General features: G+C 65.4%; 28 protein-coding genes and 2 pseudogenes. 15 read left to right on the top strand and 15 right to left on the bottom strand.

Annotation, left to right across the window (positions count from 1 at the left end; genetic code table 11):
• Positions 1 to 19: 19 nt before the first annotated feature.
• The 4 genes from hsaB to hsaA are packed head-to-tail and all read right to left on the bottom strand — an operon-like array spanning position 20 to position 3,541.
• Positions 20 to 607: a 3-hydroxy-9,10-secoandrosta-1,3,5(10)-triene-9,17-dione monooxygenase reductase subunit gene (gene hsaB, locus GFS60_RS04195; RefSeq protein WP_159919104.1), complete on the bottom strand. Its 588-nt coding sequence runs from the start codon at positions 605 to 607 to the stop codon at positions 20 to 22.
• Positions 604 to 1,506 carry an iron-dependent extradiol dioxygenase HsaC gene (gene hsaC / locus GFS60_RS04190; protein WP_159919103.1) on the bottom strand — a complete coding sequence of 301 codons (903 nt, stop codon included), beginning with the start codon at positions 1,504 to 1,506 and terminating at the stop codon, positions 604 to 606. The genes hsaB and hsaC overlap by 4 nt, the downstream gene beginning before the upstream one ends.
• Positions 1,506 to 2,384 (bottom strand): 4,5:9,10-diseco-3-hydroxy-5,9,17-trioxoandrosta-1(10),2-diene-4-oate hydrolase, encoded by an 879-nt coding sequence (gene hsaD, locus GFS60_RS04185; RefSeq protein WP_159919102.1) that lies wholly within the window; start codon positions 2,382 to 2,384, stop codon positions 1,506 to 1,508. Before hsaD ends, hsaC begins: the two co-directional genes overlap by 1 nt.
• An 8-nt stretch (positions 2,385 to 2,392) precedes the next feature.
• Positions 2,393 to 3,541 (bottom strand): 3-hydroxy-9,10-secoandrosta-1,3,5(10)-triene-9,17-dione monooxygenase oxygenase subunit, encoded by a 1,149-nt coding sequence (gene hsaA, locus GFS60_RS04180; RefSeq protein WP_201453588.1) that lies wholly within the window; start codon positions 3,539 to 3,541, stop codon positions 2,393 to 2,395.
• Between the two features lie 216 nt (positions 3,542 to 3,757).
• On the opposite strand from hsaA, the gene GFS60_RS04175 reads away from it, so the two are divergent.
• The 4 genes from GFS60_RS04175 to GFS60_RS04160 all read left to right on the top strand — a co-directional run bounded on the left by GFS60_RS04175 (position 3,758) and on the right by GFS60_RS04160 (position 7,161).
• On the top strand, positions 3,758 to 4,933 hold the full coding sequence (locus tag GFS60_RS04175) for a Rieske 2Fe-2S domain-containing protein (RefSeq protein ID WP_159919101.1): 1,176 nt from the start codon (positions 3,758 to 3,760) through the stop codon (positions 4,931 to 4,933).
• Positions 4,934 to 4,935: 2 nt separating this feature from the next.
• Positions 4,936 to 5,283 carry a hypothetical protein gene (locus tag GFS60_RS04170; RefSeq protein ID WP_159919100.1) on the top strand — a complete coding sequence of 116 codons (348 nt, stop codon included), beginning with the start codon at positions 4,936 to 4,938 and terminating at the stop codon, positions 5,281 to 5,283.
• Between the two features lie 167 nt (positions 5,284 to 5,450).
• Complete coding sequence (locus GFS60_RS04165) at positions 5,451 to 5,828, top strand: VOC family protein (protein ID WP_159919099.1); 378 nt, start codon at positions 5,451 to 5,453, stop codon at positions 5,826 to 5,828.
• A gap of 133 nt (positions 5,829 to 5,961) precedes the next feature.
• The gene (locus GFS60_RS04160) at positions 5,962 to 7,161 is read left to right on the top strand and encodes a DDE-type integrase/transposase/recombinase (protein WP_236603167.1); all 1,200 of its coding nucleotides are present in this window, start codon (positions 5,962 to 5,964) and stop codon (positions 7,159 to 7,161) included.
• Positions 7,162 to 7,260: 99 nt separating this feature from the next.
• Here GFS60_RS04160 and dmpG read toward each other — a convergent pair whose 3' ends face one another.
• From dmpG to GFS60_RS04145, 3 genes are read right to left on the bottom strand one after another with little or no spacing between them, the layout of a single operon-like run.
• The gene (dmpG, locus tag GFS60_RS04155; RefSeq protein ID WP_159926855.1) at positions 7,261 to 8,289 is read right to left on the bottom strand and encodes a 4-hydroxy-2-oxovalerate aldolase; all 1,029 of its coding nucleotides are present in this window, start codon (positions 8,287 to 8,289) and stop codon (positions 7,261 to 7,263) included.
• Positions 8,290 to 8,294: 5 nt separating this feature from the next.
• The gene (locus GFS60_RS04150; protein WP_159919098.1) at positions 8,295 to 9,197 is read right to left on the bottom strand and encodes an acetaldehyde dehydrogenase (acetylating); all 903 of its coding nucleotides are present in this window, start codon (positions 9,195 to 9,197) and stop codon (positions 8,295 to 8,297) included.
• 11 nt (positions 9,198 to 9,208) lie between these two features.
• Entirely contained in the window at positions 9,209 to 9,994 is a 786-nt protein-coding gene (locus GFS60_RS04145; protein ID WP_159919097.1) for a 2-keto-4-pentenoate hydratase, read from the bottom strand.
• A 215-nt stretch (positions 9,995 to 10,209) separates the two neighbouring features.
• Here GFS60_RS04145 and GFS60_RS04140 point away from each other — a divergent pair, with 215 nt between their 5' ends.
• Both GFS60_RS04140 and GFS60_RS04135 read left to right on the top strand, forming a co-directional pair.
• Entirely contained in the window at positions 10,210 to 11,076 is an 867-nt protein-coding gene (locus GFS60_RS04140; RefSeq protein WP_159919096.1) for a MaoC/PaaZ C-terminal domain-containing protein, read from the top strand.
• A gap of 161 nt (positions 11,077 to 11,237) precedes the next feature.
• Positions 11,238 to 11,762, top strand: a complete 525-nt coding sequence (locus tag GFS60_RS04135; RefSeq protein WP_236603370.1) for a C40 family peptidase — start codon at positions 11,238 to 11,240, stop codon at positions 11,760 to 11,762.
• On the opposite strand, the gene GFS60_RS04130 is transcribed toward GFS60_RS04135, so the two are convergent.
• The 5 genes from GFS60_RS04130 to GFS60_RS04110 are packed head-to-tail and all read right to left on the bottom strand — an operon-like array spanning position 11,741 to position 15,705.
• The gene (locus GFS60_RS04130; protein ID WP_159919094.1) at positions 11,741 to 12,064 is read right to left on the bottom strand and encodes a hypothetical protein; all 324 of its coding nucleotides are present in this window, start codon (positions 12,062 to 12,064) and stop codon (positions 11,741 to 11,743) included. The genes GFS60_RS04135 and GFS60_RS04130 overlap by 22 nt on opposite strands.
• On the bottom strand, positions 12,061 to 13,293 hold the full coding sequence (locus GFS60_RS04125) for a DUF58 domain-containing protein (RefSeq protein ID WP_159919093.1): 1,233 nt from the start codon (positions 13,291 to 13,293) through the stop codon (positions 12,061 to 12,063). Before GFS60_RS04125 ends, GFS60_RS04130 begins: the two co-directional genes overlap by 4 nt.
• Positions 13,290 to 14,246 (bottom strand): AAA family ATPase, encoded by a 957-nt coding sequence (locus GFS60_RS04120; RefSeq protein WP_159919092.1) that lies wholly within the window; start codon positions 14,244 to 14,246, stop codon positions 13,290 to 13,292. The genes GFS60_RS04125 and GFS60_RS04120 overlap by 4 nt, the downstream gene beginning before the upstream one ends.
• Complete coding sequence (locus GFS60_RS04115; protein WP_109326645.1) at positions 14,243 to 14,725, bottom strand: hypothetical protein; 483 nt, start codon at positions 14,723 to 14,725, stop codon at positions 14,243 to 14,245. The genes GFS60_RS04120 and GFS60_RS04115 overlap by 4 nt, the downstream gene beginning before the upstream one ends.
• A complete protein-coding gene (locus GFS60_RS04110) occupies positions 14,707 to 15,705 on the bottom strand; it encodes a DUF4129 domain-containing protein (protein WP_159919091.1) in 999 nt (332 codons plus the stop codon). Before GFS60_RS04110 ends, GFS60_RS04115 begins: the two co-directional genes overlap by 19 nt.
• Positions 15,706 to 15,967: 262 nt before the next feature.
• Between GFS60_RS04110 and GFS60_RS04105 the strand changes: the two genes are divergently transcribed.
• Positions 15,968 to 16,351, top strand: a complete 384-nt coding sequence (locus tag GFS60_RS04105) for a hypothetical protein (protein ID WP_159919090.1) — start codon at positions 15,968 to 15,970, stop codon at positions 16,349 to 16,351.
• Positions 16,352 to 16,580: 229 nt separating this feature from the next.
• Here the strand turns inward: GFS60_RS04105 and GFS60_RS04100 are convergent.
• A pseudogene (locus GFS60_RS04100) lies at positions 16,581 to 16,751 on the bottom strand (PhoU domain-containing protein); the annotation flags it as partial.
• Between the two features lie 259 nt (positions 16,752 to 17,010).
• On the opposite strand from GFS60_RS04100, the gene GFS60_RS04095 reads away from it, so the two are divergent.
• Both GFS60_RS04095 and GFS60_RS04090 read left to right on the top strand, forming a co-directional pair.
• A complete protein-coding gene (locus tag GFS60_RS04095) occupies positions 17,011 to 17,409 on the top strand; it encodes a DUF7144 family membrane protein (protein WP_159919089.1) in 399 nt (132 codons plus the stop codon).
• Between the two features lie 870 nt (positions 17,410 to 18,279).
• The gene (locus tag GFS60_RS04090; protein WP_236603369.1) at positions 18,280 to 18,867 is read left to right on the top strand and encodes a DUF998 domain-containing protein; all 588 of its coding nucleotides are present in this window, start codon (positions 18,280 to 18,282) and stop codon (positions 18,865 to 18,867) included.
• Between the two features lie 45 nt (positions 18,868 to 18,912).
• Here the strand turns inward: GFS60_RS04090 and GFS60_RS04085 are convergent.
• Positions 18,913 to 19,092 (bottom strand): annotated as a pseudogene (locus GFS60_RS04085) (DUF4177 domain-containing protein); the annotation flags it as partial.
• A 665-nt stretch (positions 19,093 to 19,757) separates the two neighbouring features.
• Here GFS60_RS04085 and GFS60_RS04080 point away from each other — a divergent pair.
• The 6 genes from GFS60_RS04080 (at position 19,758) to puuE (ending at position 26,224) form a co-directional block, all read left to right on the top strand.
• Positions 19,758 to 20,042, top strand: a complete 285-nt coding sequence (locus GFS60_RS04080) for a DUF1490 family protein (RefSeq protein ID WP_159919087.1) — start codon at positions 19,758 to 19,760, stop codon at positions 20,040 to 20,042.
• 1 nt (position 20,043) lies between these two features.
• A complete protein-coding gene (locus tag GFS60_RS04075) occupies positions 20,044 to 22,245 on the top strand; it encodes a heavy metal translocating P-type ATPase (RefSeq protein ID WP_159919086.1) in 2,202 nt (733 codons plus the stop codon).
• A 136-nt stretch (positions 22,246 to 22,381) separates the two neighbouring features.
• Complete coding sequence (locus GFS60_RS04070; RefSeq protein WP_159919085.1) at positions 22,382 to 22,618, top strand: hypothetical protein; 237 nt, start codon at positions 22,382 to 22,384, stop codon at positions 22,616 to 22,618.
• Positions 22,619 to 22,956: 338 nt separating this feature from the next.
• On the top strand, positions 22,957 to 24,204 hold the full coding sequence (locus GFS60_RS04065) for a DUF6986 family protein (RefSeq protein WP_159919084.1): 1,248 nt from the start codon (positions 22,957 to 22,959) through the stop codon (positions 24,202 to 24,204).
• An 83-nt stretch (positions 24,205 to 24,287) separates the two neighbouring features.
• Positions 24,288 to 25,283, top strand: coding sequence for an allantoicase (gene alc, locus GFS60_RS04060; RefSeq protein WP_201453500.1), 996 nt, complete (start codon positions 24,288 to 24,290; stop codon positions 25,281 to 25,283).
• Positions 25,280 to 26,224, top strand: a complete 945-nt coding sequence (puuE, locus tag GFS60_RS04055) for an allantoinase PuuE (RefSeq protein WP_159919082.1) — start codon at positions 25,280 to 25,282, stop codon at positions 26,222 to 26,224. The genes alc and puuE overlap by 4 nt, the downstream gene beginning before the upstream one ends.
• Positions 26,225 to 26,268: 44 nt before the next feature.
• On the opposite strand, the gene GFS60_RS04050 is transcribed toward puuE, so the two are convergent.
• Positions 26,269 to 26,670: a serine recombinase gene (locus GFS60_RS04050; protein WP_159919081.1), complete on the bottom strand. Its 402-nt coding sequence runs from the start codon at positions 26,668 to 26,670 to the stop codon at positions 26,269 to 26,271.
• Positions 26,671 to 26,939: the final 269 nt, after the last annotated feature.

The following is a 26,939-nucleotide window of genomic DNA, read 5'->3' as shown; positions in this document are numbered from 1 at the left end:
ACTCCGGCCGGCAGGTGCCCTACAGCCAGGTGTCTTCCGACGACGTCGTGAGAAAAGCCTCGAGGTCGTCACGCCACGGCGCAGGCACAGTTTTGTCGGGTTCGATGCCCGTGTACTGCCCGCGGTAGAACAGCAGGGGTCGCTCCTCGCGGATCTCGCTGAGCGAAGACACGCGGCCGAACACCACCCAGTGATCGCCACCGTCGTGCACGGTCTCGAGTGTGCAGTCGATGTGGGCGAGCGAACCCGTGAGAATGGGTGAGCCCAACGGCGACTCCGTCCAGTCGATCCCGGCGAACTTGTCCGGGTCGCGGGACCCGAATCGCGCGCACGTCGACTGCTGCTCCTCGGCGAGCACGTTCACACAGAAGATGCCACTGCGTTCGATGGCCGCCCACGACCTCGACGTCTTGGTGGGACAGAACAGCACGAGCGGGGGCTCGAGGGACAGCGCGGCGAAGGACTGGCACGCGAAACCTACCGGTGTGCCGTCGTCGGTCGTGGTGATGATGGTGACACCCGTACAGAACTGACCCAGCACCGTGCGGAACCGGCGCGGGTCGATCGCCTGCTCCGCAAGGTCCGCACTGTCCGCCCTCTCGCTCACGACTGCATCCCGACACCGAAGTCGTGACCCCACAGACTGACCGCCGTGCTCTCTCTCGCCACCCAGCTCTCGTCTTCGACCTGTCTTCCCTCGCAGCCGAACTCGATGTCGAAGCCGCCTGGGGTCTTCATGTAGAACGAGAGCATGAGGTCGTTGACGTGGCGGCCGAGGGTCGCCGACATCTTCACCTTCTTCCGCAGTGCGCGGTCGAGGCAGAGCCCGACATCGTCGGAGTTCTCCACCTCGATCATGAGGTGCACGATCCCGCTGGGCGTGGGCATCGGCAGAAACGCGAGGCTGTGGTGGCGCGGATTGCAGCCGAAGAACCGCAGCCACGCCGGTTTCCCGTCGGCCGGCCGCCCGACCATCTGCGGCGGCAATCGCATGGAGTCGCGCAGACGGAACCCGAGGACGTCGCGGTAGAAGCGCAGCGAAGCGTCGTCGTCTGTGGTGGAAAGGACGACGTGGCCGAGCCCCTGTTCGCCGGTGACGAATTTGTGCCCGTAGGGGCTGACCACGCGGCGGTGCTCGAGGGCCGCACCGTGGAATGCCTCCAGTGTGTTGCCCGACGGGTCCTCGAAGGTGATCAGCTCGTCTACCCTGCGATCCTGCAGTTGCTCGGCCGTTCCCTCCTTGAAGGGCACGCCTGCCGTCGAGAGGTTGTTCCGGACCTGTTCGAGCTCTGCGGCATTCGCGGTTTCCCATCCCGACACCGACAGTCGGTCGTGGTCGCCGGGGAAGATGACGAGCCGAGCCGGAAAGTCGTCCATCCGCAGATACAGGGCATCGGGGTTGTTGCCTTTCCCCTCGACCATGCCCAGAACTTTGAGTCCGTACTCACGCCACGCGGCCATGTCGGTGGCTTCGATACGCATGTATGCCAGTGACCGAATACCCATCACTTGCCCCCGTCCAGGAGGAAATCGGCTGCCAATCGGTTGAATTCGTCGAACTTCTCGAGCTGCGCCCAGTGCCCGCACCCACCGAACACGTGCAGTTGCGCGCGCGGGATCAGCTTGAGTGCCACCAGCGCCCCGTCGAGCGGATTGACCCGGTCCTCTCGTCCCCAGATCAACAGGACCCGCTGACGGAGCTTGTACGCGTCCCGCCACAGCATGCCCTGCTCGAAGTCCGCGGAGGAGAACGACTTCCCCATCGCCTTCGCCGCCGCCAGCGACTCCGGGGTACTTGCTGCAGCAAAGCGTTCGTCCACCAATTCGGGGGTGATCAATTTCTGGTCGAACACCATGATGCGCAGAAACGCCTCGAGGTTTTCGCGGGTGGGCTCGTAGCTGAACTTGCCGAGGTTTTTGACGCCCTCGGTCGGGTCGGGGGCGAACAGGTTGACGCTCAACCCGCCCGGGCCCATCAGGACGAGACGTCCTGCGCGGTCGGGATAGTCGAGAGCGAACCGCACTGCGGCACCGCCACCGAGGGAATTGCCGAGCAGGTGGACGCGTCCACTGATGTCGAGGGTGCCGAGCAGATCGTTCAGCGCCGAGGCGCTGTGCACGAAGTACTGCGGGTGCTCGGTGGGCTTGTCAGACAACCCGTAACCCGGTTGATCAACCGCCAAGACGTGGAACTTTTCGGCAAGAACCGGAATGTTTCTCGCAAAGTTCGACCACGACGACGCGCCGGGTCCACCGCCGTGCAGCAGCACGATCGTGGGGCCGTTCCCGACGCCGGCCTCGTGATAGTGCAGTCTCAGGTCGGGCCGTACCTGCGCGAACTTCGATGTGGACTCGAACGTGAGGGCTTCCTCGGTCGTCGTCACGTGTTCTCCTAAACCATCGTGTCCGTGATCGGCAAACCGAATTCACCGGTCCCGTACATGACGTAGGCCCGCTCGGGATCATTCGCCGCGTGCACGCGTCCGGCATGCGCGTCTCGCCAGAAACGCTGCAACGGTGTGCCGTTGGCCAGCGCCGTGGCACCGGAACTCTCGAACAGCTTGTCGATCGACGAAATGGCCCGGCCCGTGGCGCGTACCTGGTCACGTCGCGCGCGGAGACGGAGCTCGAAAGGCACGTCGCGCCCCGCGAGAAGACACGCATACTCGTCGGCCACGTTGCCCGACAGCTGCCGCCAGGCGGCGTCGATGTCGCTGGACGCCTCGGCGATCCGGACCTTGGCGAACGGATCGTCCTTTGCCTTCTCACCGGCGAATGCTGCGCGGACACGCTTGCCCTGATGCTCGACGTGTGCGTCGTACGCGCCGTAGGCCATACCGACGATCGGAGCGGAAATCGTGGTCGGATGAATCGTCCCCCACGGCATTTTGTACACCGGGGCGGTGTTCTGCTCGAGCCCCGGAGCTGTCAGGTTGCTCATCGCCTTGAAACTCAGGAAGCGGTGGCGGGGAACGAACACGTCCTTCACCACCACCGTGTTGCTGCCGGTTCCCCTCAGTCCCACCACGTTCCACACGTCGTCGATGCGATAGTCCTCGCGGGGAATGAGGAAGCTGCCGAAGTCGACCGGCCGCCCGTCCTTGATCACGGGACCACCGAGCACTGCCCAGCTGGCGTGGTCACACCCGGACGACCATGCCCAGGCACCGTTCACCGTGTAACCACCGTCGACCACCTGGCCGGCGCCCATCGGGGCGTAGGAGGACGAGATGCGCACATCGGTATCCTTGCCCCACACGTCTTCCTGCGCCTGCTGGGTGAAGAGACCGAGATGCCAGTTGTGAACTCCGATGATCGACGAGACCCATCCGGTGGAGCCGCAGGCACTCGCGATCTTCCGCACCGCGGAGTAGAACAGCACCGGATCGGCCTGGAAGCCGCCCCACTGCTCCGGCTGAAGCAGTTTGAAGAAGCCGGACTCCTGGAGTGCCTTGATCGATTCGTCGGGGATGCGACGTAGATCCTCGGTTTCCTGCGCACGCTCGCGCAGTGTCGGCAGTAGCGCCTCGAGCCGCTGCATCACCTCGTGACTGTCATGGTCACCCACAGGACGCTCCTGTCTCGTCGATGGTTCACTCACTCTCTGAGACTAGAACACGTTCCCATTTCTGTCGAGACTCAGGGAAAGACGCAGTTCGACGGCCCAGCGCTCGAAGAAAGCCGCTCGAAATCTGGCGAATCGTGGGGAACTTCTATAACGTGTTCTACTGACAGCATGAAGGGATGTGAGGGCACAATGGCGCAGATTCGCGAGATCGATGTAGGCACTGTCCAGACCCGCTTCGCGCGTGGTTGGCACTGCCTCGGCTTGACCAAGACATTCAAGGACGGCAATCCGCATTCGGTCCTGGCTTTCGGCACCAAGCTCGTAGTCTTCGCCGACAGCAAAGGCGAACTGAAAGTTCTGGACGCCTACTGCCGTCACATGGGCGGCGACCTCTCCCAGGGTTCGGTCAAGGGCGATTCCGTGGCGTGCCCGTTCCACGACTGGCGCTGGGGTGGCAACGGCAAGTGCACGAGCATTCCCTACGCACGCCGGGTGCCGCCGATCGCGCGCACGCGGTCGTGGACCACGCTGGAACGGAACGGACAGCTCTTCGTCTGGAACGACCCCGAGGGCAATCCGCCGCCCGACGAGGTGACCATCCCCCGGATCGACGGCGCATACAGCGACGAATGGACCGACTGGACCTGGAACTCGATGCTGATCGAGGGTGCCAACTGCCGCGAGATCATCGACAACGTGGTCGACATGGCGCACTTCTTCTACATCCACTACGCATTTCCGACGTACTTCAAGAACGTCTTCGAAGGCCACATCGCGACCCAGTACCTCAACACGAAGGGTCGCCCCGACGTGGGGATGGCGACGCAGTACGGCATGGAGTCGCTGCTGCGCTCCGAGGCCGCGTACTACGGGCCGTCCTACATGATCAATCCGCTGTGGAACAGCTACGGCGGGTACGAGGTCGAGAGCGTCCTCATCAACTGCCACTATCCGGTGACGAACAATTCGTTCATGCTCCAGTACGGCGTCACCGTCAAGAAGCCGACCGGCATCGACGACGACACCGCCGACAAGCTGGCGGCCAAGTTCACCGAGGGCATCGCCGAGGGCTTCCTGCAGGACGTCGAAATCTGGAAGAACAAGACCAAGATCGACAACCCCCTGCTGTGCGACGAGGACGGCCCGGTCTACCAGCTGCGACGGTGGTACGACCAGTTCTACGTCGATGTCGCCGACGTCACCGAAAAGATGACGCAACGTTTCGAGTTCGAGGTCGACACCACCAAGGCCAACGAGGCCTGGCAGCACGAGGTGGAGGAAAACCTGGCCCGGCAGAAGGCCGAGCGAGAGGCCGCGGAACAGACGGTGACCGCCGGCTCCGAGAACAAGGAAGCGCAGGTCTGATCATGAGTGCCTCGACCGAATGGGCCAAAGCTCCCGACTACGCCGGGCAACCTGCTCGGCTCGAGGCCATTCATGCGCAGACGATGGCCGACAAGGCCAACTACCTCGACGACGGAATGAACGAGGTCGAGTGCCGCACCTGCGGCACCTGCGTCCTGGTGCGCAAGAACAGTCTCAAACACACCAGCGTCCAATGGACGAGCGACCCGGCGAAGACGTGTCCGACGTTTCGCGACCGGGCCGCGGAGGGGCAGCCCACCGCCCTTCAGGACGGCTGCCCGCGGCTGTGGGACAGCATCAACCACGCGGTGATGGAGGGGTTCATCGACGTGCGCGATCACCTCGAGTAGCCGTCCGGTTCCACCCTGCTCTCGCCCGATGTGACAGGGGTGCAGTTCGACTGCGCCCGATGGCACATCGGGCGAAGCTGTGCGTACCCCTTTCGCCTGCGAACCCGGCGACTTACGCTGAAAAGTGCCGTCGGACACGGCGGTTTCCGCCGAGCCGGAGGCAACCCATGACAGGCCGAATCGTGCATTTCGAGATCCCCTTCGACGACGGTGAGCGCGCCCGCACCTTCTACCGTGACGCGTTCGGCTGGGCCATCGCCGAGATCCCGGAGATGGACTACAGCATGGTCACCACCGGACCGGTGGGCGAGAGCGGAATGCCCACCGAGCCCGGGTTCATCAACGGCGGCATGATGCAGCGCGACGAGGTGGCCTCCCCCGTCGTCGTCGTCGACGTCGAGAGCATCGACGCCGCACTGGAGAAGGTCGAATCGCTCGGCGGGAAGACGGTCACCGGCAGGACACCCGTCGGCACGATGGGGTTCGCCGCCTACTTCACCGATACCGAAGGCAACGTCGTCGGGCTCTGGGAAACAGCCCACTGACCTGTGAGTACTTGTTAACCGCCCGCGGTTTGTTGAGTCTGGGGACATGTGAGACAGATGATGTCCACCCAGATGTGAGACACGCTGCTGTCGATTGAGGTATGAGGCACCTGACTGGTCGTGGACTTGGTTCATGACCGGAACGGAAGCCGTCATGGAACTGCTACACGCCCTGCTGGTGGTCTCGCAGACCACCGGCGCCGACATGTTCGACGGGAACTTCGCCCGCTGGTGCACCGACCACGGGATCTCCCGCGCCACCGCCTACCGGCACAAGAAACGGATCGAGGAGGACGGCCGGTGGACCGCCCGGTCCCGCCGGCCCACCTCCTGCCCACACGCCACCGCGTGGGAGGTGGAGGCCGAGATCGTGCGGCTTCGCCTCAACCTGCCCCATCACGAGCGCGGCGCCGACACCATCGCCTACCACCTGAACGCGGTCGCCGAGAAACAACACTGGTCCGAGCAGGGCTGGACCATCCCGTCCCGGGCCACGATCAACAAGATCCTCTCCCGCTACCACCTGGTCGTCCCCGAGCCGAAGAAACGCCCGAAATCGTCCTACCGCCGGTTCTGCTACCGCAAACCCCGCGACTGCTATCAGATCGACGCCACCGAAGTTCGGTTGGCGACCGGAGCCAAGGCCACCGTCTTCGAGGTCCTCGACGACTGCACCCGCACCCTGGTCGCCACCCGGGTCGCGGACGCCGAGACCGCCGCCGGGGCGATCGCGGCGATCACCGCCGCGTTCACCGACTTCGGGGTTCCGGCACTGGTACTCGCCGACAACGGCAGCGCGTTCACCTCCCGCCGCACCAAGGGCGGCACCTCGGGCTTCACCCGGGTCGTGAAGCGGGCCGGGGCGCGGCTGATCCACTCCACCCCATACCACCCACAGACCTGCGGGAAGGTCGAACGCCACCACCGCACCTTCAAGCAATGGTTGGCCACTCACCCCACCCAACCGACCACTCTGATCGAACTGCAGCAGCTCTGCGACACCTACCAGCGGTTCTACAACACCGACCGCCCGCACAGTGCGGTCAAGATGCCGCCACTGCAGGCCTGGCAGAACGCGCCACTCCTCGGTGGGCCACAAGCACTTCCGATCCAACACGACGCCACCGTGCACGCCCTGATCGTCTCCTCCGCCGGCACCGTGTGCATCGACTCCCACACCCGACTGAGCGTCGGCCGGCGCAGAGCCGGGCAGACCATCACCCTGCTCCACGACGACGACCACGTCACCGCCTACACCGCCGACGGCAACGTGATCGGACACCTACACCTCGACCACACCAAGCGCTACCAAGGACAACTCCAACCCGCCTAAAATCTGTCTCGCATCTACGTAGACACCCGTGTCTCATATCAACGTAGACAGCACAAACCGCCCGCGGTTAACAAGTACTCACAGGCGGCGTAGCCGCACTCACAGGCGCTCTTTTTGCAGCTCCAGCGCGATGTCGATGAGCTGATCTTCCTGCCCACCGACGAGCTTGCGCTTGCCTGCGCGGACGAGGAGTTCGGCGGACGAGACGCCGTACCGCTCGGCTTGGCGTTCGGCGTGCTTGAGGAAGCTCGAGTACACGCCTGCGTACCCCATCATCAGCGCCTGGCGGTCGAGGAGACACTCGGCAGGCATCGCCGGCCGGACCACGTCCTCGGCGGCGTCGGCGATCGCGAAGAAGTCGATACCGGTCTTGACGCCGATCTTGTCGCACACTCCCACGAACGCCTCGACGGGGGCGTTGCCGGCACCGGCTCCGAACCGTCTTGTGCTGCCGTCGATTTGCTTAGCTCCCGCGCGCACCGCGGCTATCGAGTTGGCCACTCCGAGACCGAGGTTCTCGTGGCCGTGGAACCCCACCTGCGCGTCCGACCCCAGTTCCTGCACCAGCGCTTCGACCCGGTCGGACACCTGCTCGAGGACGAGGGCACCGGCCGAGTCGACGACGTAGACGCACTGGCATCCGGCGTCCGCCATGATCCGCGCCTGCTTGGCGAGCTTCTCCGGCGCAATGGAGTGGGCCATCATGAGGAAACCGACGGTTTCGAGGCCGCGCTCGCGGGCCAGTCCGAAGTGCTGGATCGAGACGTCCGCCTCGGTGCAATGGGTCGCGATCCGGCAGATCGACGCGCCGTTGTCCTGGGCGACGATGATGTCGTCCTTGATCCCCAGACCGGGCAGCATCAGGAAGGCGATCTTCGCGTTCTTCGCCGTGTCGACGGCGATGGAGATGAGTTCCTGCTCGGGCACCTTGGAGAAGCCGTAGTTGAACGACGAACCGCCCAACCCGTCACCGTGAGTGACCTCGATGACGGGCACTCCCGCATTGTCGAGGGCGCCGACGATCGCCCGCACCTCGTCACCGGTGAACTGATGGCGCTTGTGGTGGGAGCCGTCTCGCAACGACGTGTCGGTGACGCGAATGTCCCAGCTGGGGTCGAAGTGGACCATCGTGCTCACGCCTCCACGCTCAGGAGCTTCTGGGCGATCTCTTCGCCCACCTTGGTTGCCGCTGCGGTCATGATGTCGAGGTTGCCCGCGTACGGGGGCAGGAAGTCGCCTGCGCCCTCGACCTCGACGAAGGTGGTGACCGTGGCCTGTCCGCCGGACACGACGCTGGGGTCGTCGAACTGCGGTTCGTTGAGCAGCCGGTAACCGGGGACGTACTGCTGGATGTCCGCGACGACGCGGTGGATGGATTCGGTGATGGCGGCCCGGTCGGCGTCCTCGGGGATCGCGCAGAAGATCGTGTCGCGCATGATCATCGGCGGGTCGGCCGGGTTGAGGATGATGATGGCCTTGCCGCGCTGCGCTCCGCCGATGGTCTCGATGCCACGGCTGGTGGTCTTGGTGAACTCGTCGATGTTGGCGCGGGTGCCGGGGCCGGCGGAGACCGACGCGACCGAGGCGACGATCTCGGCGTAGGGCACGGACACGACCCGGGACACCGCGTACACGATCGGGATGGTTGCCTGCCCCCCGCAGGTGATCATGTTGACGTTGGGGGCACCGAGGTGTTCACGCAGGTTGGCCGGCGGAACGACGGCGGGCCCGACCGCGGCCGGTGTCAGGTCGATCGCCCGGATGCCTGCTGCCTCGTATCGGGGCGCTGCCTCGCGGTGCACGTAGGCGGAGGTCGCCTCGAACACCAGGTCGGGCTTCTCCGGCTGGTTCAGCAACCAGTCGACGCCCTCGGCGGACGTCTCCAGACCCAGCTTGCGTGCCCGGGCGAGGCCCTCGCTGTCAGGATCGATGCCGATCATCCATCGCGGCTCGAGCCACTCGGATCGCTGCAGTTTGTAGAGCAGGTCGGTGCTGATGTTGCCCGAACCGACGATCGCCACACTTGCCTTGGTCATGAATACAACTCCTACTTGAACTGCAGAGAGACGGTTCCGAGTCCACTGAACTCGGCTCGGAAGTGATCGCCGGGACGAGCGTCGATGGCGCGGGTGCACGAACCGGGAAGCACGATGTCGCCGGCTCTCAATCGAACGCCGAAACTGTCGACCTTCCGCGCCAGCCAGGCGACGGCCGTCACCGGGTTGCCGAGCACCGCATCGCTGCGGCCCTCGGCGATGAGCTCACCGTTGCGGGTCAGGACGGCGTCGATGGCCTTGATGTCGATGTCGGACGGGCGCACCCGGTCGGTGCCGAGCACGAACCCTGCGGAAGACGCGTTGTCGGCGATAGTGTCGGCCAGGCCGATCTTCCAGTCCTTGATGCGGCTGTCGATCAACTCGATGGACGGCGCGTACGCCACTGTGGCATCGACGACATCCTGCTCGGTGCAGTCCGCTCCCGGAAGATCGGCGCCGAGGACGAAAGCCACCTCCACCTCGACTCTCGGGTAGCAGAACCGAGCCGTGTCGACGGGTTGGTCCTCGAACACCTCCATGTCGGCGAGCAGATGTCCGTAGTCGGGTTCGTCGACACCCATCATCTGCTGCATGGCGAGAGACGACAGACCTACCTTGTGCCCGACAACCTTCGCGCCGTGCTGCAGCCGGCGGCGGATGTTGATCAACGCGATCTCGTATGCGTCGACGACGTCGATGTCCGGATGGGCGGCGGTCAGGGGCCCGACGGGAATGCGACTGCGCTCTGCGGCGTCGAGCTGATCGGCCAACTCGGTGCGTAGTTGGTTCGAGAGCATGTTCTGTGTGCCTTCCCTGAAAACTGACGTGAGTGCGCACGCCCGAAACATTCGATGCCACGTGTTCTTGTTCGGTGCGCTGTCGTCCCCGACACTTCCTGGCAGTGAGAATGGACCGACAACCCCATCATTCTATAACGTGTTCTACATGAGCAAGCACGAATCCGACACGGTGGTCTCGACCATCCCCCTCACACAGAAGGGGGACGCCCCGCATGCCTATTGACCCGAAGATCGCCATCGGCGCCGAACTGCCCACGCTCGAGTTCGCCTGGACCGCGTCCGACGTGCAGCACTACCATCTCGCCCTCGGTGCGGGTTCCCGTCCGCTGGATGAGAAGGAGTTGTGCTACCTCACGGACCGCACTCCTCAGGTGTTACCGACTTTCGCGACGGTCGCGGCCAATTTTCATGCCGTCGACGCTCCGCAGGTGTCCTTCCCCGGTGTCGACATCGATCTCGCGAAAGTGGTCCACGGCAGCCAGGAGGTGACCGTGCACCGGCCGCTTCCGCCGGAGGGTAAGGCTCGCACGACAACCCGCATCGCGGAGGTGTGGGACAAGGGAAAGGCCGCGGTCATCGTCCAGGAGTCGGCCACCACCGACGTCGACGGTGCGCCCCTCTGGACCAGCCGCTCGTCCATCTTCGCCCGCGGCGAGGGTGGATTCGGCGGCGAGCGCGGGCCGTCGCAGTCCGTCGAGTTGCCGGACCGCCCGTCCGACGCCGAGGTCGACATTCCTGTGCTGCCGCAACAGGCGTTGATGTATCGAATGTGTGGTGACCGCAATCCCTTGCATTCCGATCCGCAGTTCGCGGCCGCCGCCGGTTTTCCGGCGCCGATTCTTCACGGGCTGTGCACCTACGGGATGGTGTGCAAGGCGGTGGTCGACACGATGCTGGACTCCGACGCGTCGCTGGTCGCGGGCTTCCGAGCACGATTCGCAGGTGTGGTGTTTCCCGGCGAGACGTTGCGCGCCCGCATCTGGAAAGAGCCCGGGCTCCTGCTGATCTCGGCCACCGTTCCCGAGCGTGATCACGCCCCTGCCCTGGCCGACGTGGTGCTTACCATCGCCGAGCGGTGACGGCCGGGGCCGTACCGGCGCTTCGGCGCGGATATCGGCAAATGCCAAGCACACTCGCGCGACACTTTGTACGCTTCCCGTGACGCAATATGGGCGTGTACCGCCGGGGGAACAGGTGGTGCACGCCTTCCACGGAGCAGGAGCAAACGAAGGGGGACTCCGTGTCCCAGCGCTGGCATCTTCCCGTACGACGCGCAGTGATAGCGGGAGCACTGACCTTCTGCGCGGCCGCCCTGACGGCGTTTCCCTCCCATGCGGCACCGGTCGCCGGCAGCGCCGACAGTGGAAGCACAGCGGGCAGTTCCAGCGGATCCGCGATTCTCCCCACGCCGATTCCGACGCCCACCGGTCTCGCCGCGCTGGCGGCAGCGGTCACCCAGACCGGTAAGCCCTACCTCTGGGGCGGAACGGGCCCGGATGCCTGGGACTGTTCGGGACTCGTGCAGTGGGCATTCCGGCAAGCGGGAGTCAGGCTTCCGCGTACCACATGGGAGCAGGCCGAGGTGGGCGCCCGGATACCGTTGTGGGCGCTCGCTCCCGGCGACATCGTGGTTCTCAATCCGGATGCGTCGCACATCGGTATCTATGCCGGCTTCGGCCAGGTCTTCAATGCCTACGGACGCGGAGTGCCTGTGGGCCTTGCCCCGCTGTCACAGTTCCACGTCTATAGCATCCGCCGATTCTGAGCGGTGCTGCGTTTCCGGACGTAGGGAGCCACGGCGATGCAGAACAACACCACGACGGCAACCGGTCCGAGCAACGACCACCATCGCGGACCCACCGGGACTGTGGTGACGAGGTAGGCGGGAGCACCCGCCACTGCCGCGCACACCATCAGCGTCCAAAATCCGGGTGCCGGTCCCGTAAATGCGACGAGAAGCAGCGCGGTTGCCGCGATACCCGCCGTCGCGGCTGCCAGAACGGACGCATCGCCCAGGACGAGTGCGACCATCGCTCCCTGCACTGCCAGAACTGCGGCCCACTTCACCTGGCCACCCCCTGAGGGCGCTGAGCTCGATCCGCAAGAGTGAGGGCGAGATCTAATGCCAAGTCGTCTTCCCACGCGACCACGGGGACACCCAGAACACTCATGTTCCGGTACATGTTCCGTCGTTCGAGCTTCCACATCCGGGCGGACATCTGATCGAGTTCGACCTCGAACGGCGGACCTCGCAGTACGTCGACGGCGACGACGACGTGGCCCCGGCGGCGCAGCTCGAGCAGCGACAGCGCGAAGTTGGTGTCGAGCATGGTGGAGAAGGCGATCACCACGGCAGTGGGTGGTAGCGCTGCCCGCGGAACAAGGGTGCCACCGGACGTGCCGCCGGCGTCCAGAACAGTGTCGAGAATGCGGTAGAACTGGCGACGCCCGATGTCGGCACCGAGCCACCGCAGGCGCGAGCCACTGACCACCACCCCGGCCCGATCTCCCCGTTGCAGTGCCGACTGCACCACCTGGGTGGCGCCACGGACGGTGCGCTGCAGGCTGTCCGTTGCAGGGCCGGGCGCCTGCGGCGTGGTGTCGAGCACGGCGACGACGTCGGCTGCGCGGTCCATGATCCGCTCCGTCACGTGCAGTCGCCCACGTCGGGCACTGACCCGCCAATTGATGCTTCGCAGTGGATCTCCCGGTGAATGCGGCCGGATGTCACCGAATTCGACGCCGGACCCGTACCGGCGGGTGCGGTGCGCTCCGATCCGGTCGGGAAGCGCGCGATGGGGCAGCGGGGTCGGCAGCGGCGGCGCCAGCGGAAATACCCGGAGTTCGGTCACGGGTACCTCGAGTGCTGCGCTGAGCAGACCTCCGCACGCCTGCGCCGTGATGTGCAGTGCAGGTTCGTAGCGACCCCACCGGTGGGCGGTGATCCGATACCCGTCGCCGACGTCGTCGACCGTGTAGCCGTCGGAGCGCGCAGGCGACACGTCGAGCCGCGCGCCGCCGCCGACCGTCGTCACCTCGGCTTCGCACTGCACCGATTCCGATTCGAAGCACCGCAACGCGGGAGTGTCCGATCGGACGCGGATTCCGGTGGCCCGCGGCGGCAACCACACCACCGCGCCCAGAGCGCCGAGCATCGGTGCCGCGAACGCGATCAGCTCCCACCAGCGGCCCACCACGGCGACCGTGAGCGCGACGGCCGCACAGGTCGCGAGGGTGCGGGCTGCGGGCGACGCCCGCCACGTCAGGTCGTGCCGGGTGAGAACGTGCTCGGTCATCGTGCCCTCGGCACGGGCAGCCGTCGGAGCAATTCGGTCAGGACATCCTCGCTGCGGACACGCCGCACCCACATTTCCGGTCGCAGACTGATCCGATGGGCGACCGCGGGGACTGCCAGCGCCTTGATATCCTCCGGAATCACGAAATCGCGCCCCGCAAGGAGCGCCCGGGCCCGGGCCAACTGCACCAAGTCCAATTCGGCACGTGGGCTGGCCCCCACTTCGACCTGCGGGTGCTGACGCGTGGCATTTGCGAGAGCGACCACGTAGCCGAGGACGTCACGATGGACACTGACCTCCTCGAGCGATTCGCGCATCGCCTGCAGATCCGCGGCGTCGACCACCTGCTGGACCACCACCGGAGCCGATCCCCGGTCGAGACGGCGTTGTAGCATCTCCTGCTCGTGCTTCTCGGTCAGGTACCCGAGCCGCAACCGCAGGGCGAAGCGATCGAGCTGGGCCTCGGGCAACGGATACGTGCCCTCGTATTCGATGGGGTTGTCGGTGGCCAGCACGATGAACGGTCGCGGCAGGATCCGCGTCGTGCCGTCGACACTCACCTGCCCCTCTGCCATCGCCTCGAGTAGTGCAGCCTGGGTTTTCGGCGGGGTGCGATTGATCTCGTCGGCCAGGAGAAGGTTGGTGAAGATGGGACCGGGACGGAACTCGAACCGACCTGACGGCATGTCGTAGATGGTGGCGCCGAGCAGATCGGCAGGCAGCAGGTCCGGGGTGAACTGCACGCGGGTGAAGTCCAGCCCGAGTGCGGCTGCGAACGACCGGGCAACCAGAGTTTTTCCCAGCCCCGGCAGATCCTCGATCAGTACGTGGCCACCCGCGAGGACCGCGAGCAGTATCGACGTCAGTTCGTCGTGTTTCCCCACCACGGCACGTTCGACTTCCGCCAGAACGGCCTGAGCGCGGGCGGTGGTCATCTGGGCGGGGAGGGTCATAGCAACTCCAGCCGTTGAAGTATCCGGTCGAGCACGTCGCGACCGGGGCCGGGTTCGGTCCGGTCGGAGCGGCGGACGTCGTCGGGATCCACCCACTGCCACAGGTCACCGAAGAACACTCGCCCGGCGGCGGTAGTTGCGGCCGGGTCGACGCCCTTTCGCTGCCCGGTGGACTGTTGGAATTCGCGGGCAAGCAGTGGACGCAGATGGTGGTCCCAGTCTCCGCGGGTGCCGTCCGCCCAGCTGATCAGCGACTCCGTGCGCGTCAGCCAGCGGCTCATCGCCTCGGCCCGATCGGCTTCCGGACCCGCCACCACATCGTCGTCGTCCTCCTGTGACATGCGCCGCCGAACCTCGAAGAGCACGAGGGCGGTCACGGCCCCCGCCACCACGACCGCAACGTTGTCCCGACCGGATACGACGAGCGGAATCTCCACGGCCAGTACTGCCGCGATACCGATCACGGCAATGGCGAGCACGTGTTGCTCCCGAGGTCATTCGCACGGCGCTGCGCCCCGACATCGTCCAGCACGCGCCTGAGCAGGTCGACCGCCTCGGCGCGGTGACGTTCGTCCATCGGATGCCGGCTGAACCGGGCCTCGGCGAACAGACGAACCAACGGCGCTGCCGCCTCCGAGCGCAGCACACCGAGTTGCACCGCCCGGGCAAGCACTTCCGACGGCGTATCCGAATCTCGGGGTTCGGCGCCCGGCGCCCGCCGAAGGGCGTCTTCCATGGCGGCGTAGCTGGCGATGATGGCCTCCCGTGGCGGCATCTCCGTCGTGACGACCGCCGCGAGACCCTCCTCCGCCGCACGCACCAGCGACTGCGCCGCGGCCGAGGCGGTGTCGATATCGACCGGCGTCGGTACCTCACGGCCCACGACCACAGGGCGTCGGGCCGCCGCACCGAGTATGAGCAAGGTGACCAGCACGGGTCCGACTATGGCTGCGGCAGTCCATAATTCGGCTTGATCGCTGCGGGCTTGCGCGCTGTCGGACGTGGGACGCAACTCCTCGGGCAGAGTGGCTTCGGACGGTGATTCGGAGTTGCCCCCGGACTCGGCGGCGGCCGGAGCCTCCTGGGCCGGGGGCTCGTTGCCACCGGCGGAGCCGAGGAGATACGCGGCGATCACGAGGACACAGGCACCGGCCGTCCACGCGAGGATCTGTCTGCGCGACTTCGCAGAGAGTGCCCGCTCGACCGCATCGGCCGCCGGCTCGTCGGGGGCCATCCGGGGGCGCCCACCGTGCAGAGCAGCCGCGAGCGCGATCGCCGCGATCACGACTGCGACGACAGCAATGACGATCAGTGCCCGAGTGGCACCCGTTCCCGGCTCGGGAGCGCTTCTCCCGGCATCCGAGGCGGGCACCACTCGTACGGCAAGCGTGACCGTCGCTACGGCCGCCAGCAGCGCGGCCGTGTAGATCGCTGCACCCGTCACACGGCGGTTCGACATACCCCATCACTCCCGAAGTACTTCCCATCGTCGCACGCAGGCGCCGGAACGTCAGGCATTCCTCCCGGATTCGGCGGGGGCCGCGCGGCCGCTGGTCGAGTCGCAGAGATCGTCAACTTGCCGCGAGACGGTCACGTGGGAGAGACAATGACGTATGTCAGAAAACAGCGGCCCTCGGCCCCCTGCCGAACCGCTGATCCTTCACCGCGAGGGCGTACTCCTGACCGTGATCTGTTGACCCTGCGACGCAAAGGATCGACTCATGATTCGATTTCTCATCCAGGCCGTCATCTTCCTCGGCTCGGCAGCGATCGGCCTTCTCGCGGCGGTGTGGCTCCTGCCCGAGGTATCGATCACCGCCGCAGGATTCATCGGCACGGTGGTGCTCTTCGCGTTGGCGCAAAGCATCCTCGCGCCCTTCATCACCAAAGTGACCGAACGAAACGCTCCGGCTTTCCTCGGGGGAATCGGTTTGGTATCCACCTTCGTCTCGCTGGTGTTGGTCAACCTGTTCGGTGCCATGTCCATCACCGGGTGGCAGTCGTGGGTTTTCGCCACACTGATCGTGTGGCTCGTCACCGCCGTCGCCACGCTCGTCCTCCCGCTCATCTTTTTGCGCAACAGAGTCAAGGAACCGAAACGTTAGGGTGAGGACGGATCCGGGCACGACGAGAGCCCGTCGTCGTGCGATTGTCTGGGGAGGTGCGGCATTCGAAATGTGCAGTATTTGTTTCGATCGGCATCGAGACGTTTCGAAGAGATCAACCCAGTCCCATCCACTGCGATTGCAGCACGATCAGCGTGTACCGCCATTCGTCCGGGATAGGTATGTACCAAACCCAGGAATCATTACGTACTCCTCTTCCCTGTCGTTCGAGCACCTGTCGAAAAACCCTCTCACTGGCCTGCAACGCCAGCAACGCCATCGCCTGCTCCTCACACGGACCGTGTAACCGCTCGATTTGCTCGGTGAGGTCGAAGACCCGCTCGGCCAGCGGAAGATCGGCGCGGACCAGGGCGTCGGTGGCCGACTCGATGGCTTCGCCAGGTCCGGTCCAACCGTTACGCCGATCATGCGACGGATCCCGACCGCCGGGCCGTCGCGGGCGCGGGACCCTGCGCGTGATCCCGGCCGGGATGAAGGCGTAAAGCAGGGCGATCACGGTGGTGACCAGGCCTGGCGTGCGCCGGAGATCGAGTGGCCAAGATCGCCGGATTTCGGAAACAATGCTGTCGTCACCGCTTTGAGGGAGAACAATGAGCGAGACCAGAGCACTTTGTACGTTTCCCGGGAAGGGAACGGTCATGTCCAAGGAATCGTGGGTCAAACAGGTTCTCGAACAGGGAACATCCTGGGGCGCAGCTGTTCTACTCATTGCCGTCGGTATCCTCGAAGTCTTGCAGAGCATTTCCGTGATCTTCGCGGACGAGATGATCGTCACCGACATCGAGTACACCTACCAGTTCGACCTCATCGTATGGGGATGGACTCATCTGGTGCTCGGCATGATCGGCATCGTCACTGGCATTGCCCTGTTTGCCGATGCGACATGGGCACGGCCTGGGGTCGTGGTGATCTGCGGTGTGTCGATCTTCGTCAATTTCCTTTGGTTGCCGCACTACCCGGCGTGGGCGCTGACAATCATCGCCCTGAACACCGTGGTGATCTGGGCGGTCGCGACCTGGAGGACCGACGCGATTTGATCTGCAACCCTTCCGCGCCTTTCGACCCTCGGAGCAGAAGCGAACGACGGCTACTACACGGTAAGCGGCAGGCCGGCGGCCGCGCGGCTCCGGAACCGGTGAACTGAACCCATCCCTCCACCACTGCACCGTTCCGTTCTGACCCCCGACGCCATCCAGCTCACCCCGGGAGTCTCGTTGTATCAGGATGGCCGGCAGCGCTGGCCTCTTCGTAGCGAGGTTTCGAACATCGGGCGTGCCGGTGGTTGCCGCATTGATTCTCGCCGACCCGCGGGGTGCATACTGCAATCGCCGTTTCCGAAATAGTCGGTTGGGTATTCCGTACTAAGGACGAGGAGGTCTGAAGAGATGGATCCTGATCGCGGTCATTGTCGTGATCGCCGTACTGGCGGTCATTGTGGCACGCTCGGTCAGCAGTCGTCAGCGGACGAAACGGCTGAGGGGACGGTTTGGTCCCCAATACGAGCGGAGAGGTCGGCAACCTAGACACCGCGGATCGATTGCGCGCCAGTAGTACGACCCGATACACAGTGGAGGCTGACCATGCAGACATTTCGGGCAGCATCCTCAGGTTCGGGTCGTAGGGCCACGCAGATCATCCGGGCCGCTTTCCGGCCTCACTCGACATATCTGGTTCGACAGAGAGAATCCACTATCAGCAATCCTCACGGCGCCGGACCATCACCGAGAACAGATAATCTGCGCCACGCAGCTGCTGGCACGGCCTGGGTACTTTCGTTCGCCTACTTGCTGGCGGAGGTGTTCACCGCGGCGGCGTGGAGCACGCCTTACAGCTTCGCGCACGACTCGATCAGCTCCCTGGGCGTGACGACCTGCGAAGTCGGATCCTGCTCACCGATGCACGACGTCATGAATTCGACATTCGTCGCGCTCGGGGTGCTCACCCTCCTCGGTGCACTGTTTCTTCATCGACACATACGAAGTGGCCGGGAGAAGAAGTGGATACTCTCCCTTGCCGTGATCATCGCGGTCAGCACTGCTGCCACCGGACTGTTTCCGGCGAACGATGGAACGATCATCCACTGGTCGGCCGTGTTGCCGGGCTTCGTGGCGCGCCACGTGGTGCTCGTGCTCATCGCCTGGCATATGTGGCACGAGAAGCGGCTGGTCGCCCTGTGGTCCGCACTGTGCGCACTCGTGGGCGTGGTCGGCGCCGGCCTCATGCTGGGACAGGCGCTGCATTTCGGCCTGGGGGAGCGTCTCGCTCTCTACCCGTTGCCGATGTGGATGGCCGTGACCGGCATGGCGGTACTGATGGGGCTGGCACGCCGCACGGTGCTCCGCAACGCCGAGTTCTCGCTGCGCACTTTCCACCCGCGCACCGCCACCTCACGGTCGAGAAAGGTCCGCGGATGCGGCACCTCGGTGCTCGATCGGATGGCAGCCACTCCCTCGCTCCCGGGGCCTCGCCTGGTCCCCGCCTCACGGCGAAGGTGATGTTCGGCGCGTAAAACACGTCGGCTGATCGGTGTCCGGACCTGCTCAGCCTTCGCGTTCGAAGGTGATCATCAGTCCCTCCACGCTGCCAGGGCCGATTCTGCCCTTGACATCGGACGAGGCTATTGCTTGGAGACGCCATCCTTGCTGGGCGTACTGGTTGAGCAGGTCTTCGAGTTTGTCGCCGGACATTTTGCCGCCGATCATTTTCTCGCGGACCTCGACGGCCGCCGCCCACGACGACGGAGACGACGAAGGCCTGGGTCACAGGCCCGCGAGGTGCAGGAGTGGGCGGCCGCACCGGCTCCATGCTGAACCGGCGCGGTCTGGGCACGACCGATACTCCGGACTACCGGGCACGCCTGTCCTCGTATTACCCCAGTCGGTCCCGCTCGACGCGTCGTGTCGACGTGAGAGTTCGGGCAGTGTGAAACGGTGAATTGATTCAGGGGACGCAAGCAAGGTCCCCCTGGCACTTCGAGTGCCTTTGGCGTAGGAAGCCGCCGGCACCTGGTGGCGTGAGCTCCCGGCTCGCGAGCAGATAGGAGTGGCGCAGACAATGCAGATCAAGCGCCGCCTCCAGTGCTGCGGCGTTTCGAGCGGTCATGTAGGCGTCATTGATCGAGCGCGGCGCGCGATTCGGCTCACTCGTTCTGTCGCCCACAGCGCCGGGTAAGCCTGCGGCGCCAGCGCTCGCCGCACTTCGGCGAGATAGTGCTCGTCGAACCATATTTCGTGGATGTAACACACGCGAAGACCTAGAACGCAGGCGATCCGGCCCCCATCCTCGCGGAGGCCTCGACCGGCGGAAACGTCAGCTTTGCGCGATGCATGATGTCGCGGCTACTGCAATAGATCCCATTTTCGAGCTGTGGGTGCAACGATAGGTCATGGCCCTTCACATTCTGCTCGCCAAAGCTGCCTCCACCGTGGTCACCGGCGCTGTCGGTGTCGCCGCGTACAACGCGGCCCGCAAAGCGGTCGCGAAGGCGCCCTTCCACGAGACTGCGGTCACCGTGACCGCGTGGGGACTACGCGGGACCCGGAAGGCGGAGGAGGGCGCGGAGTCGGCAAGGCTGAAGGTGGCCGACGTCATCGCCGAGGCCAAGGGCAGGATCGGCGAGGAAGTTCCCCCGCCGGCGGAGCCCGACACCGGTCACGGTCACACACACTGACATGTCCGCCGAGCCGGCCTCGCATGTCTCGCACGATGTCGCAGTCCTGTCGGATGCGGCGGGCAGAATTCGCGTGCATCTGCCGTGGCTCCGCGCGAGTGTGGGACGGGCCGTCGCCCTGGAAGATTCGATAGAAAAGCTCGCCGGGGTGCGTGCCGTGCACGCCTATCCGCGGACCGCGTCGGTGGTGGTCTGGTATTCGCCGAAACGGCTCGATCGCACCGAGTTGCTCGACACCATCGCTGCAGGCGAGGAGACGCCCTGGGCGCTGGTCCCGGACCGCTCCCCTCGCTCGGCCGACGTCGGTAACGCCGACATCGTGCGGATGGCCATCGGCGGCGCCGCCCTGCTCGTGCTCGGAGTCCGCCGATACGGACTGCGCCGCGCACCGCTACTCGGCCCGACCAGCCGCGTGTTCGCCACCGGCGCGACCATCTTCACCGGCTACCCCTTCCTCAAAGGAGCACTCCGCACTCTGACCGGAAACCGCACGGCGGGCACTGATGCTCTGGTCTCCGCCGCGACGGTGGCCAGCCTGGTTCTCCGGGAGAACGTGGTGGCCCTGACGGTGCTGTGGTTGCTCAACATCGGGGAGTACCTCCAAGAACTCACCCTGCGCCGTACCCGGCGCGCCATCTCCGATCTCCTCAAGGGCACTCAGGACACCGCGTGGATTCGTCTGGCCGACCGCACCGAGGTTTCGGTGGACGTCGATTCGCTGCAGGTGGGGGACGAAGTCGTGGTCCACGATCACGTCGCGATACCCGTGGATGGTGTCGTGGTGGAGGGTGAGGCGATCGTCGACCAGTCCGCGATCACCGGTGAAACGCTGCCGATCGCCACCTCGGCCGAACACCTCGTGCACGCGGGTTCGGTGGTGCTGCGCGGACGGCTCGTCATCCGGGCCACCGCGGTGGGCAACGAAACCACGATCGGACGCATCATCTCTCAGGTCGAGCAGGCGCAGGAGCACCGCGCCCCGATCCAGACCGTCGGTGAAAATTTCTCCCGCCGTTTCGTGCCGGCATCCTTCGCCTTGTCCGCGCTGACCCTCGTCCTGACCCGTGATGTCCGCCGCGCCATGACGATGCTGTTGATCGCGTGCCCCTGCGCGGTCGGGTTGTCGACGCCGACGGCGATCAGCGCCGCTATCGGCAACGGTGCCCGGCGCGGCATCCTGATCAAGGGCGGATCGCACCTGGAGCAGGCCGGATGCGTCGATGCGATGGTCTTCGACAAGACCGGCACTCTGACCATCGGTCGCCCCATCGTCACGAATGTGGTTGCTTTTGCGAAGGATTGGGAGCCGGAACGGGTCCTTGCCTATGCGGCGAGCTCGGAAATTCATTCCCGGCATCCACTCGCCGAGGCGGTGATCCGCTCGACCGAGGAACGGCACATCGTGATCCCACCGCACGAAGAGTGCGAGGTCCTCGTCGGCCTCGGTATGCGCACGTGGGCGGACGGGCGGACGCTGCTCCTGGGCAGCGAAGGATTGCTGCGCGACGAGAACGTCCGCGTGTCGAAGCGGGCCGCCGACGGGGTACGCAAACTCCAGCAGCGGGCCGAGACGCCGCTGCTGTTGGCGGTCGACGGCAAGCTGGTGGGGCTGATCAGTCTCCGTGACGAGGTGCGGCCCGAGGCGCTCGAGGTGTTGTCGCGGTTGCGGGCGGACGGTATCCGAAGAATCGTGATGCTCACCGGCGACCATCCGATGACGGCCGCGGCGGTGGCGGCGGAACTGGGCATCGACGAGTGGCAGGCCGAGGTGATGCCGGAAGACAAACTCGACGCGGTCCGCCGTTTGCAGGACAACGGGTACACCGTCGCGATGGTCGGTGACGGCACCAACGACGCGCCGGCGCTCGCCGCCGCGAACATCGGAATCGCCATGGGCCTGGCCGGTACCGACGTCGCCGTCGAAACCGCCGACGTGGCGCTCGCGAGCGACGACCTGCGCCGCCTCCTCGATGTCCGCGACCTCGGTGCCCACGCGGTCGCATTGGTTCAGCAGAACTACGCGATGTCCATCGCGGTCAATGCGATCGGCCTACTCGTCAGCGCCGGCGGCGCCTTGTCGCCCGTCCTCGCCGCCATTCTGCACAACGCCTCCTCCGTCGCCGTCGTCGCCAACAGCTCCCGCCTGATCACCTACGAGCTGCAGCAACCCACACGCCCCGGAGTCGGCAGCAAGTCCGCGTGAGATGTCCGGATGTTCTCATTTGGGACAAAATCGCGGCCACAGCCCCTTGCAGCACGCTGAGGCGTTTGCTATAACGAATCTACAGCTTCTGCTGTAGGTAACCTGTCAGCAACGAGGGTTTCCGGAGGTCGACGCAATGCTGTGCAGCGAACGCCGATGGTGCGATATCGACTACGACCTGTCGATCGCCGACTCTGATCGACTTCTCGCCGAGGCGCTGACGCCACGCGCCGTGGTGTCGCTGGTACGAGTCGCGATCCGCGCCGAGCGCGTTCCCTCTGCAGGCCGAGTCCCCTCTACGCGAACGGAACTGGCTGCGCAGGCCACGGGAGCGGAAGTCGACGCGACGCAGCGCTCCCCTCCGCGCGGATGATGACCGCTCGACGAAGAGGGAACACGGAGTCGAAAGGATGGTGATGCCCTAGCGTGAGCTTACTTCCCGAGGGCGTTGCTGCCCCGCCCGCAATTTCTTCGCAACCGGCCGGCGCGTGGAGCGGCCCGAATGCCGCAAAAATCCGCCCTGCCACCACTGTGGCGACGACGAGAAGCGGGCCGGGCAGCAACTGACCCTCCTCTCCATATCCTTCACCGTCATCGAACCCCGGCCCGTTTCCCCTGGGCCGGGGTTCTTTCGGGGCAGGGTTTCTCTCCAGGGCAGGAGTTCGGATCTGCCACTCCTCGCGATGCCGGCATTTCTGCCAAGATCGTGCTGTGAACCCCCAGTACCTCAGTCGGCTCCCGGACAGCGGCTTCGACCGCGTCGACGCCCTCCTCGGGCCCATCGACACCTCTCTTGCACAACACTTTCCGGGTGATCGTCCGCAGTCTCAGCCCATCCACACCGTCTATGTGAGTGCGGCGGATGCGCGCCCCGACACCCCCCGGCGCTGGTCGGAACAGGCCGTTGCGCTGCTGGACCGCTACGCCGATGTGCTCGAATCCTTCGGAACCACCGACGCTCTGCCCGATGTCCGCACGGTGTTGCAGAACCGTCCGGTCATGGACTTGCGCATCGACTTCGAGGACGGGTACGGATGGCGGAGCGATGACATCGAGGACGCCGCCGCGCTCGACGCGGGGCGCACACTGCGCCTGCTCTCGTCCGATCCCGACGGCCCGCGATCCCTCGGGATTCGCGCCAAAGGATTGGCGCCCCACGAACGCCGCCGCGGGATCCGCACTCTCGAGCTCGTCCTCGAAGGTGCGGGCGGCGTTCCGAACGGTTTCGTATTCACCGTCCCGAAGCTGCGCGCCGCGGCGCAGGTCACCGCTGTCGTGGCACTGTGCGAGGAACTCGAACGCGCCTACGGGTTGCCGGACGGGTCACTGCACTTCGAATTGCAGATCGAGAGCCCCCAGGCCGTCATCGGCCCGGACGGCACCGTCACCGTCGCCAAGGCAATTCATCTCGCCGACGGCCGGTGCACCGGATTGCACTACGGCACTTACGACTACAGCGCGGCCTGCGGCATCGCGTCTCGCTTCCAATCGCTCGAGCATCCGGTGGCAGACCACGCGAAGTCCGTGATGCTGGTGGCGGCGGCCCAGACCGGGGTGTGGGTCTGCGACGGCTCCACCCAGGTCGTCCCACAGGGCAGCGACGACGACGTCCGCGCCGCATTGTCCCGGCACTACCGGCTCGTCACCCGGTCGCTCCAGCGCGGTTACTACCAGGGCTGGGACATGCATCCCGGGCATCTGATCACCCGCTGGCTCGCCACCTTCGACTTCTACCGGGGTGCCTTGCCCGCCGCGGCGACCCGTCTGCAGGCCTACCTCGATCGGCAGGGCGGTGGCGTGGTGGACGAACCGGCCACGGCACAAGCCCTCGCCACCGTCGCTCTCCGCGGGCTCGCCTGCGGCGCGTTCGACGAGGACGTGGTACTGGCGCAAGCCCCCGGATGCACGGTCGACGTCCTCCACAACCTCGTCTCCCGCACGGTGATCCCGGGTACCTGAGCGGCCGGACCCGGTCGGCGACGCTCCGGCGGCATCGCCGACGCCCTACACTTGCTCCACGCCCGATCAGGAGGTACTCCATCGTGACTCCGAACACTCCTGCCCCGCCCAGCTTTCGCAGTCTTCCGGACTTGGCCGTCCGCACGCTCGGCGGCGCGGTCGTGTGGGCGAACGACGAATTGTTCGCCGAGCGCGAGAATCTGATCCGCCCGACTGCGGCCGTGTACCAGTCGGCCACGTTCGGGCACAAGGGCCAGATCTACGACGGCTGGGAGACGCGCCGACGCCGGACCGCGGGCATCGACGAGGCCATCGTGCGCCTCGGGGTTCCCGGTGTCATTCGGGGCGTGGTGGTCGACACCGCATGGTTCACGGGCAACTATCCACCGGAAATTTCCGTCGAAGCCGCGGCGATCGACGGATACCCGTCGGCCGACGAAGTGGTCGGCGCACAGTGGACCACCATCGTCGGCCGCAGCCCAGTTCGAGGGGACACCGAGAATCCCTTTCCGGTGGACTCGGCGCGGCGGTGGACGCACGTCAAACTGACCCTGTACCCGGACGGCGGGGTGGCCCGGTTGCGCGTGCACGGCGAAGGTCGTCCGGATCTTCGCTTCCTCGACGCCGGACCGGTGGATCTCGCTGCCCTGGAGAACGGGGCACGAGTGATGTCCTGCTCCAACATGTTCTACGGATCACCACAGAACATGCTGCTCCCTGGATCGGCTCGCGTCATGGGCGACGGCTGGGAAACCTCTCGGCGACGAGACGACAACAACGATTGGGTAGAGATTCTTCTCGCCGCTCAGGGCATCGTGTCGCTGGCCGAACTGGACACCTCGTACTTCCTCGGCAATGCGCCCGGTGAGGCGAGTATTCAGGGACGCGACGGCGACGGCGACTGGGTGGAGCTCCTCCCCCGGACACGCCTGCAGCCGGACACCAGGCATCGGTTCGTCGTCGACAACGATCAGCCGGTCACGCAGGCCCGGCTCGACATCTTTCCGGACGGTGGCATGGCACGGCTGCGGCTGTGGGGTTCCCTGACCGAAGCCGGTCGGGCAGGGTTGCAGTCATGACCCACGGATTCGACTCCGAATATCCCCGTGACCTGGTCGGGTACGGGCCGAAGCCCCCCGACCCGCAGTGGCCGGGCGGCGCGAAGATCGCCGTCCAGTTCGTCCTCAACTACGAGGAGGGCGCCGAGAGCAACGTCCTCCATGGAGACGGGGCGTCGGAGACGTTCCTGTCCGAGATGGTGGGGGCGCAGCCGTTCCCGAACCGGCACATGAGCATGGAGTCGATCTACGAGTACGGTTCCCGCGCCGGACTGTGGCGTGTGCTACGGGTGTTCGAGCGGCGAGGACTGCCGCTGACGATTTTCGCGGTGGCGAAGGCCATGCAGCGAAACCCAGAAGCCGTCAGCGCCTTTCGTGAACTCGGCCACGAGATCGCCAGCCACGGTCTGTGGTGGAAGTCGTATCAGCTTTCCGACGAGGACGCCGAACGCAAGGACATGGCGGAGGCGGTCGACATCCTGCGCGATCTGACCGGTGAGTCGCCGCTCGGCTGGTACACCGGCCGCGACTCCCCTCGCACCCGGGAACTGGTAGTCGAACACGGCGGTTTCCTCTACGACTCCGACTCGTACGCCGACGACCTGCCGTACTGGGTGAAGGTGGATTCGCCAGGCAAGGGGCTGGTCGACCACCTGGTGGTGCCGTACACCCTCGACACGAACGACATGCGGTTCGCCTCACCGGGAGGTTTTCCCAGCGGCGAGCAGTTCTTCGCTCATCTACGGGACGCCTTCGACGTGCTCTACGCGGAGGGCGCCGAGGGGGCGCCGAAGATGCTGTCCGTGGGTCTGCACTGCCGCATCGTTGGCCGGCCCGCGCGCACCGCCGCGCTGGAACGATTCCTCGACCACGTGCAGTCCCACGAGAAGGTGTGGGTAGCCAGGCGGATCGAGATCGCCCGCCACTGGCGCGACACGCACCCGGTGGCTCCCAGCCGGTGATTCAGTGTGGTTCGACACGGCGGCGGTGACGCGTGCGCGATCCGTTACCGATCGAACTCCGTCCCTGATGCGCCGGAGCTTGCCGTCGTTGCGGAGGTCTCTGCGAGCGGCACGGTCAAACGCCGGCGCAACTTCGCCTGCTGAGCGTCGTCCTTGTACCTGAGGGATTTGCCTGCCTTGGCCACCCGACGTCCGGCGACGGTCAGCATCGGTCGTGGAATCCCGATACCCATTACCGGCACGCCCGTCACATAGTTCTCCTTGAAGAGGAACATCGAGGCGTCGGCCACTTCGTCACTGGTGAGCTTCGAGGCCACCCAGCCGACTTCCGCTCCGATGGCATCCGCGTCCAGGATGGGACTCCGATATCCCTCCGTTGTCTTCGCGAGAAGCCAACGCAGAACAGCGTCACGAACCGCCCACTGACGATCGGTAGCTGCGTTCACATTTCGGTCCTCCAAGTAGGTGCGACTAGTGCTGCCATGCACCATAGCCGTGGGTGAGGAATAAGCAAGTTACGTGAAATTTACTGCGCGCCTTGCACCTCGGAGTCACCGACGATCCGTCGTCACGAAGAGCTGAACTGGACTTAATTCTTGTGTTGGGTATGGTCGAGGTCAGTTCGCGGTTGCCGATTCGGAAAGGACCGACAATGGCTGACAAGTCCACCGTCAGAAGTTCGAAACAGTCCGCACGTGCCCTCAAAGAGCGTCGG

The organism is Rhodococcus sp. WAY2, assembly GCF_009859915.1.
Classification (GTDB): domain Bacteria; phylum Actinomycetota; class Actinomycetes; order Mycobacteriales; family Mycobacteriaceae; genus Rhodococcus_F; species Rhodococcus_F oxybenzonivorans.
The sequence above is the reverse complement of the archived record's forward strand: the minus strand, read 5'-3'. Positions and strand labels throughout refer to the sequence as shown.

Bases quoted from the DNA above. Each gene is read 5' to 3' on its own strand.
- GFS60_RS04165 (WP_159919099.1), top strand. From the start codon at position 5,451: ATGACAGGCCGAATCGTGCATTTCGAGATCCCCTTCGACGACGGTGAG.
- GFS60_RS04140 (WP_159919096.1), top strand. From the start codon at position 10,210: ATGCCTATTGACCCGAAGATCGCCATCGGCGCCGAACTGCCCACGCTC.
- puuE (WP_159919082.1), top strand. From the start codon at position 25,280: ATGACCCACGGATTCGACTCCGAATATCCCCGTGACCTGGTCGGGTAC.
- GFS60_RS04080 (WP_159919087.1), top strand. From the start codon at position 19,758: ATGGCCCTTCACATTCTGCTCGCCAAAGCTGCCTCCACCGTGGTCACC.
- GFS60_RS04075 (WP_159919086.1), top strand. From the start codon at position 20,044: ATGTCCGCCGAGCCGGCCTCGCATGTCTCGCACGATGTCGCAGTCCTG.
- hsaA (WP_201453588.1), bottom strand. From the start codon at position 3,541: ATGCAGCGGCTCGAGGCGCTACTGCCGACACTGCGCGAGCGTGCGCAG.
- GFS60_RS04170 (WP_159919100.1), top strand. From the start codon at position 4,936: ATGAGTGCCTCGACCGAATGGGCCAAAGCTCCCGACTACGCCGGGCAA.
- dmpG (WP_159926855.1), bottom strand. From the start codon at position 8,289: ATGGTCCACTTCGACCCCAGCTGGGACATTCGCGTCACCGACACGTCG.
- GFS60_RS04125 (WP_159919093.1), bottom strand. From the start codon at position 13,293: ATGACCGAGCACGTTCTCACCCGGCACGACCTGACGTGGCGGGCGTCG.
- GFS60_RS04110 (WP_159919091.1), bottom strand. From the start codon at position 15,705: ATGTCGAACCGCCGTGTGACGGGTGCAGCGATCTACACGGCCGCGCTG.
- GFS60_RS04150 (WP_159919098.1), bottom strand. From the start codon at position 9,197: ATGACCAAGGCAAGTGTGGCGATCGTCGGTTCGGGCAACATCAGCACC.
- GFS60_RS04175 (WP_159919101.1), top strand. From the start codon at position 3,758: ATGGCGCAGATTCGCGAGATCGATGTAGGCACTGTCCAGACCCGCTTC.
- hsaC (WP_159919103.1), bottom strand. From the start codon at position 1,506: ATGGGTATTCGGTCACTGGCATACATGCGTATCGAAGCCACCGACATG.
- GFS60_RS04145 (WP_159919097.1), bottom strand. From the start codon at position 9,994: ATGCTCTCGAACCAACTACGCACCGAGTTGGCCGATCAGCTCGACGCC.
- GFS60_RS04095 (WP_159919089.1), top strand. From the start codon at position 17,011: ATGTCCAAGGAATCGTGGGTCAAACAGGTTCTCGAACAGGGAACATCC.
- GFS60_RS04105 (WP_159919090.1), top strand. From the start codon at position 15,968: ATGATTCGATTTCTCATCCAGGCCGTCATCTTCCTCGGCTCGGCAGCG.
- GFS60_RS04070 (WP_159919085.1), top strand. From the start codon at position 22,382: ATGCTGTGCAGCGAACGCCGATGGTGCGATATCGACTACGACCTGTCG.
- GFS60_RS04160 (WP_236603167.1), top strand. From the start codon at position 5,962: ATGACCGGAACGGAAGCCGTCATGGAACTGCTACACGCCCTGCTGGTG.
- GFS60_RS04120 (WP_159919092.1), bottom strand. From the start codon at position 14,246: ATGACCCTCCCCGCCCAGATGACCACCGCCCGCGCTCAGGCCGTTCTG.
- GFS60_RS04090 (WP_236603369.1), top strand. From the start codon at position 18,280: ATGAATTCGACATTCGTCGCGCTCGGGGTGCTCACCCTCCTCGGTGCA.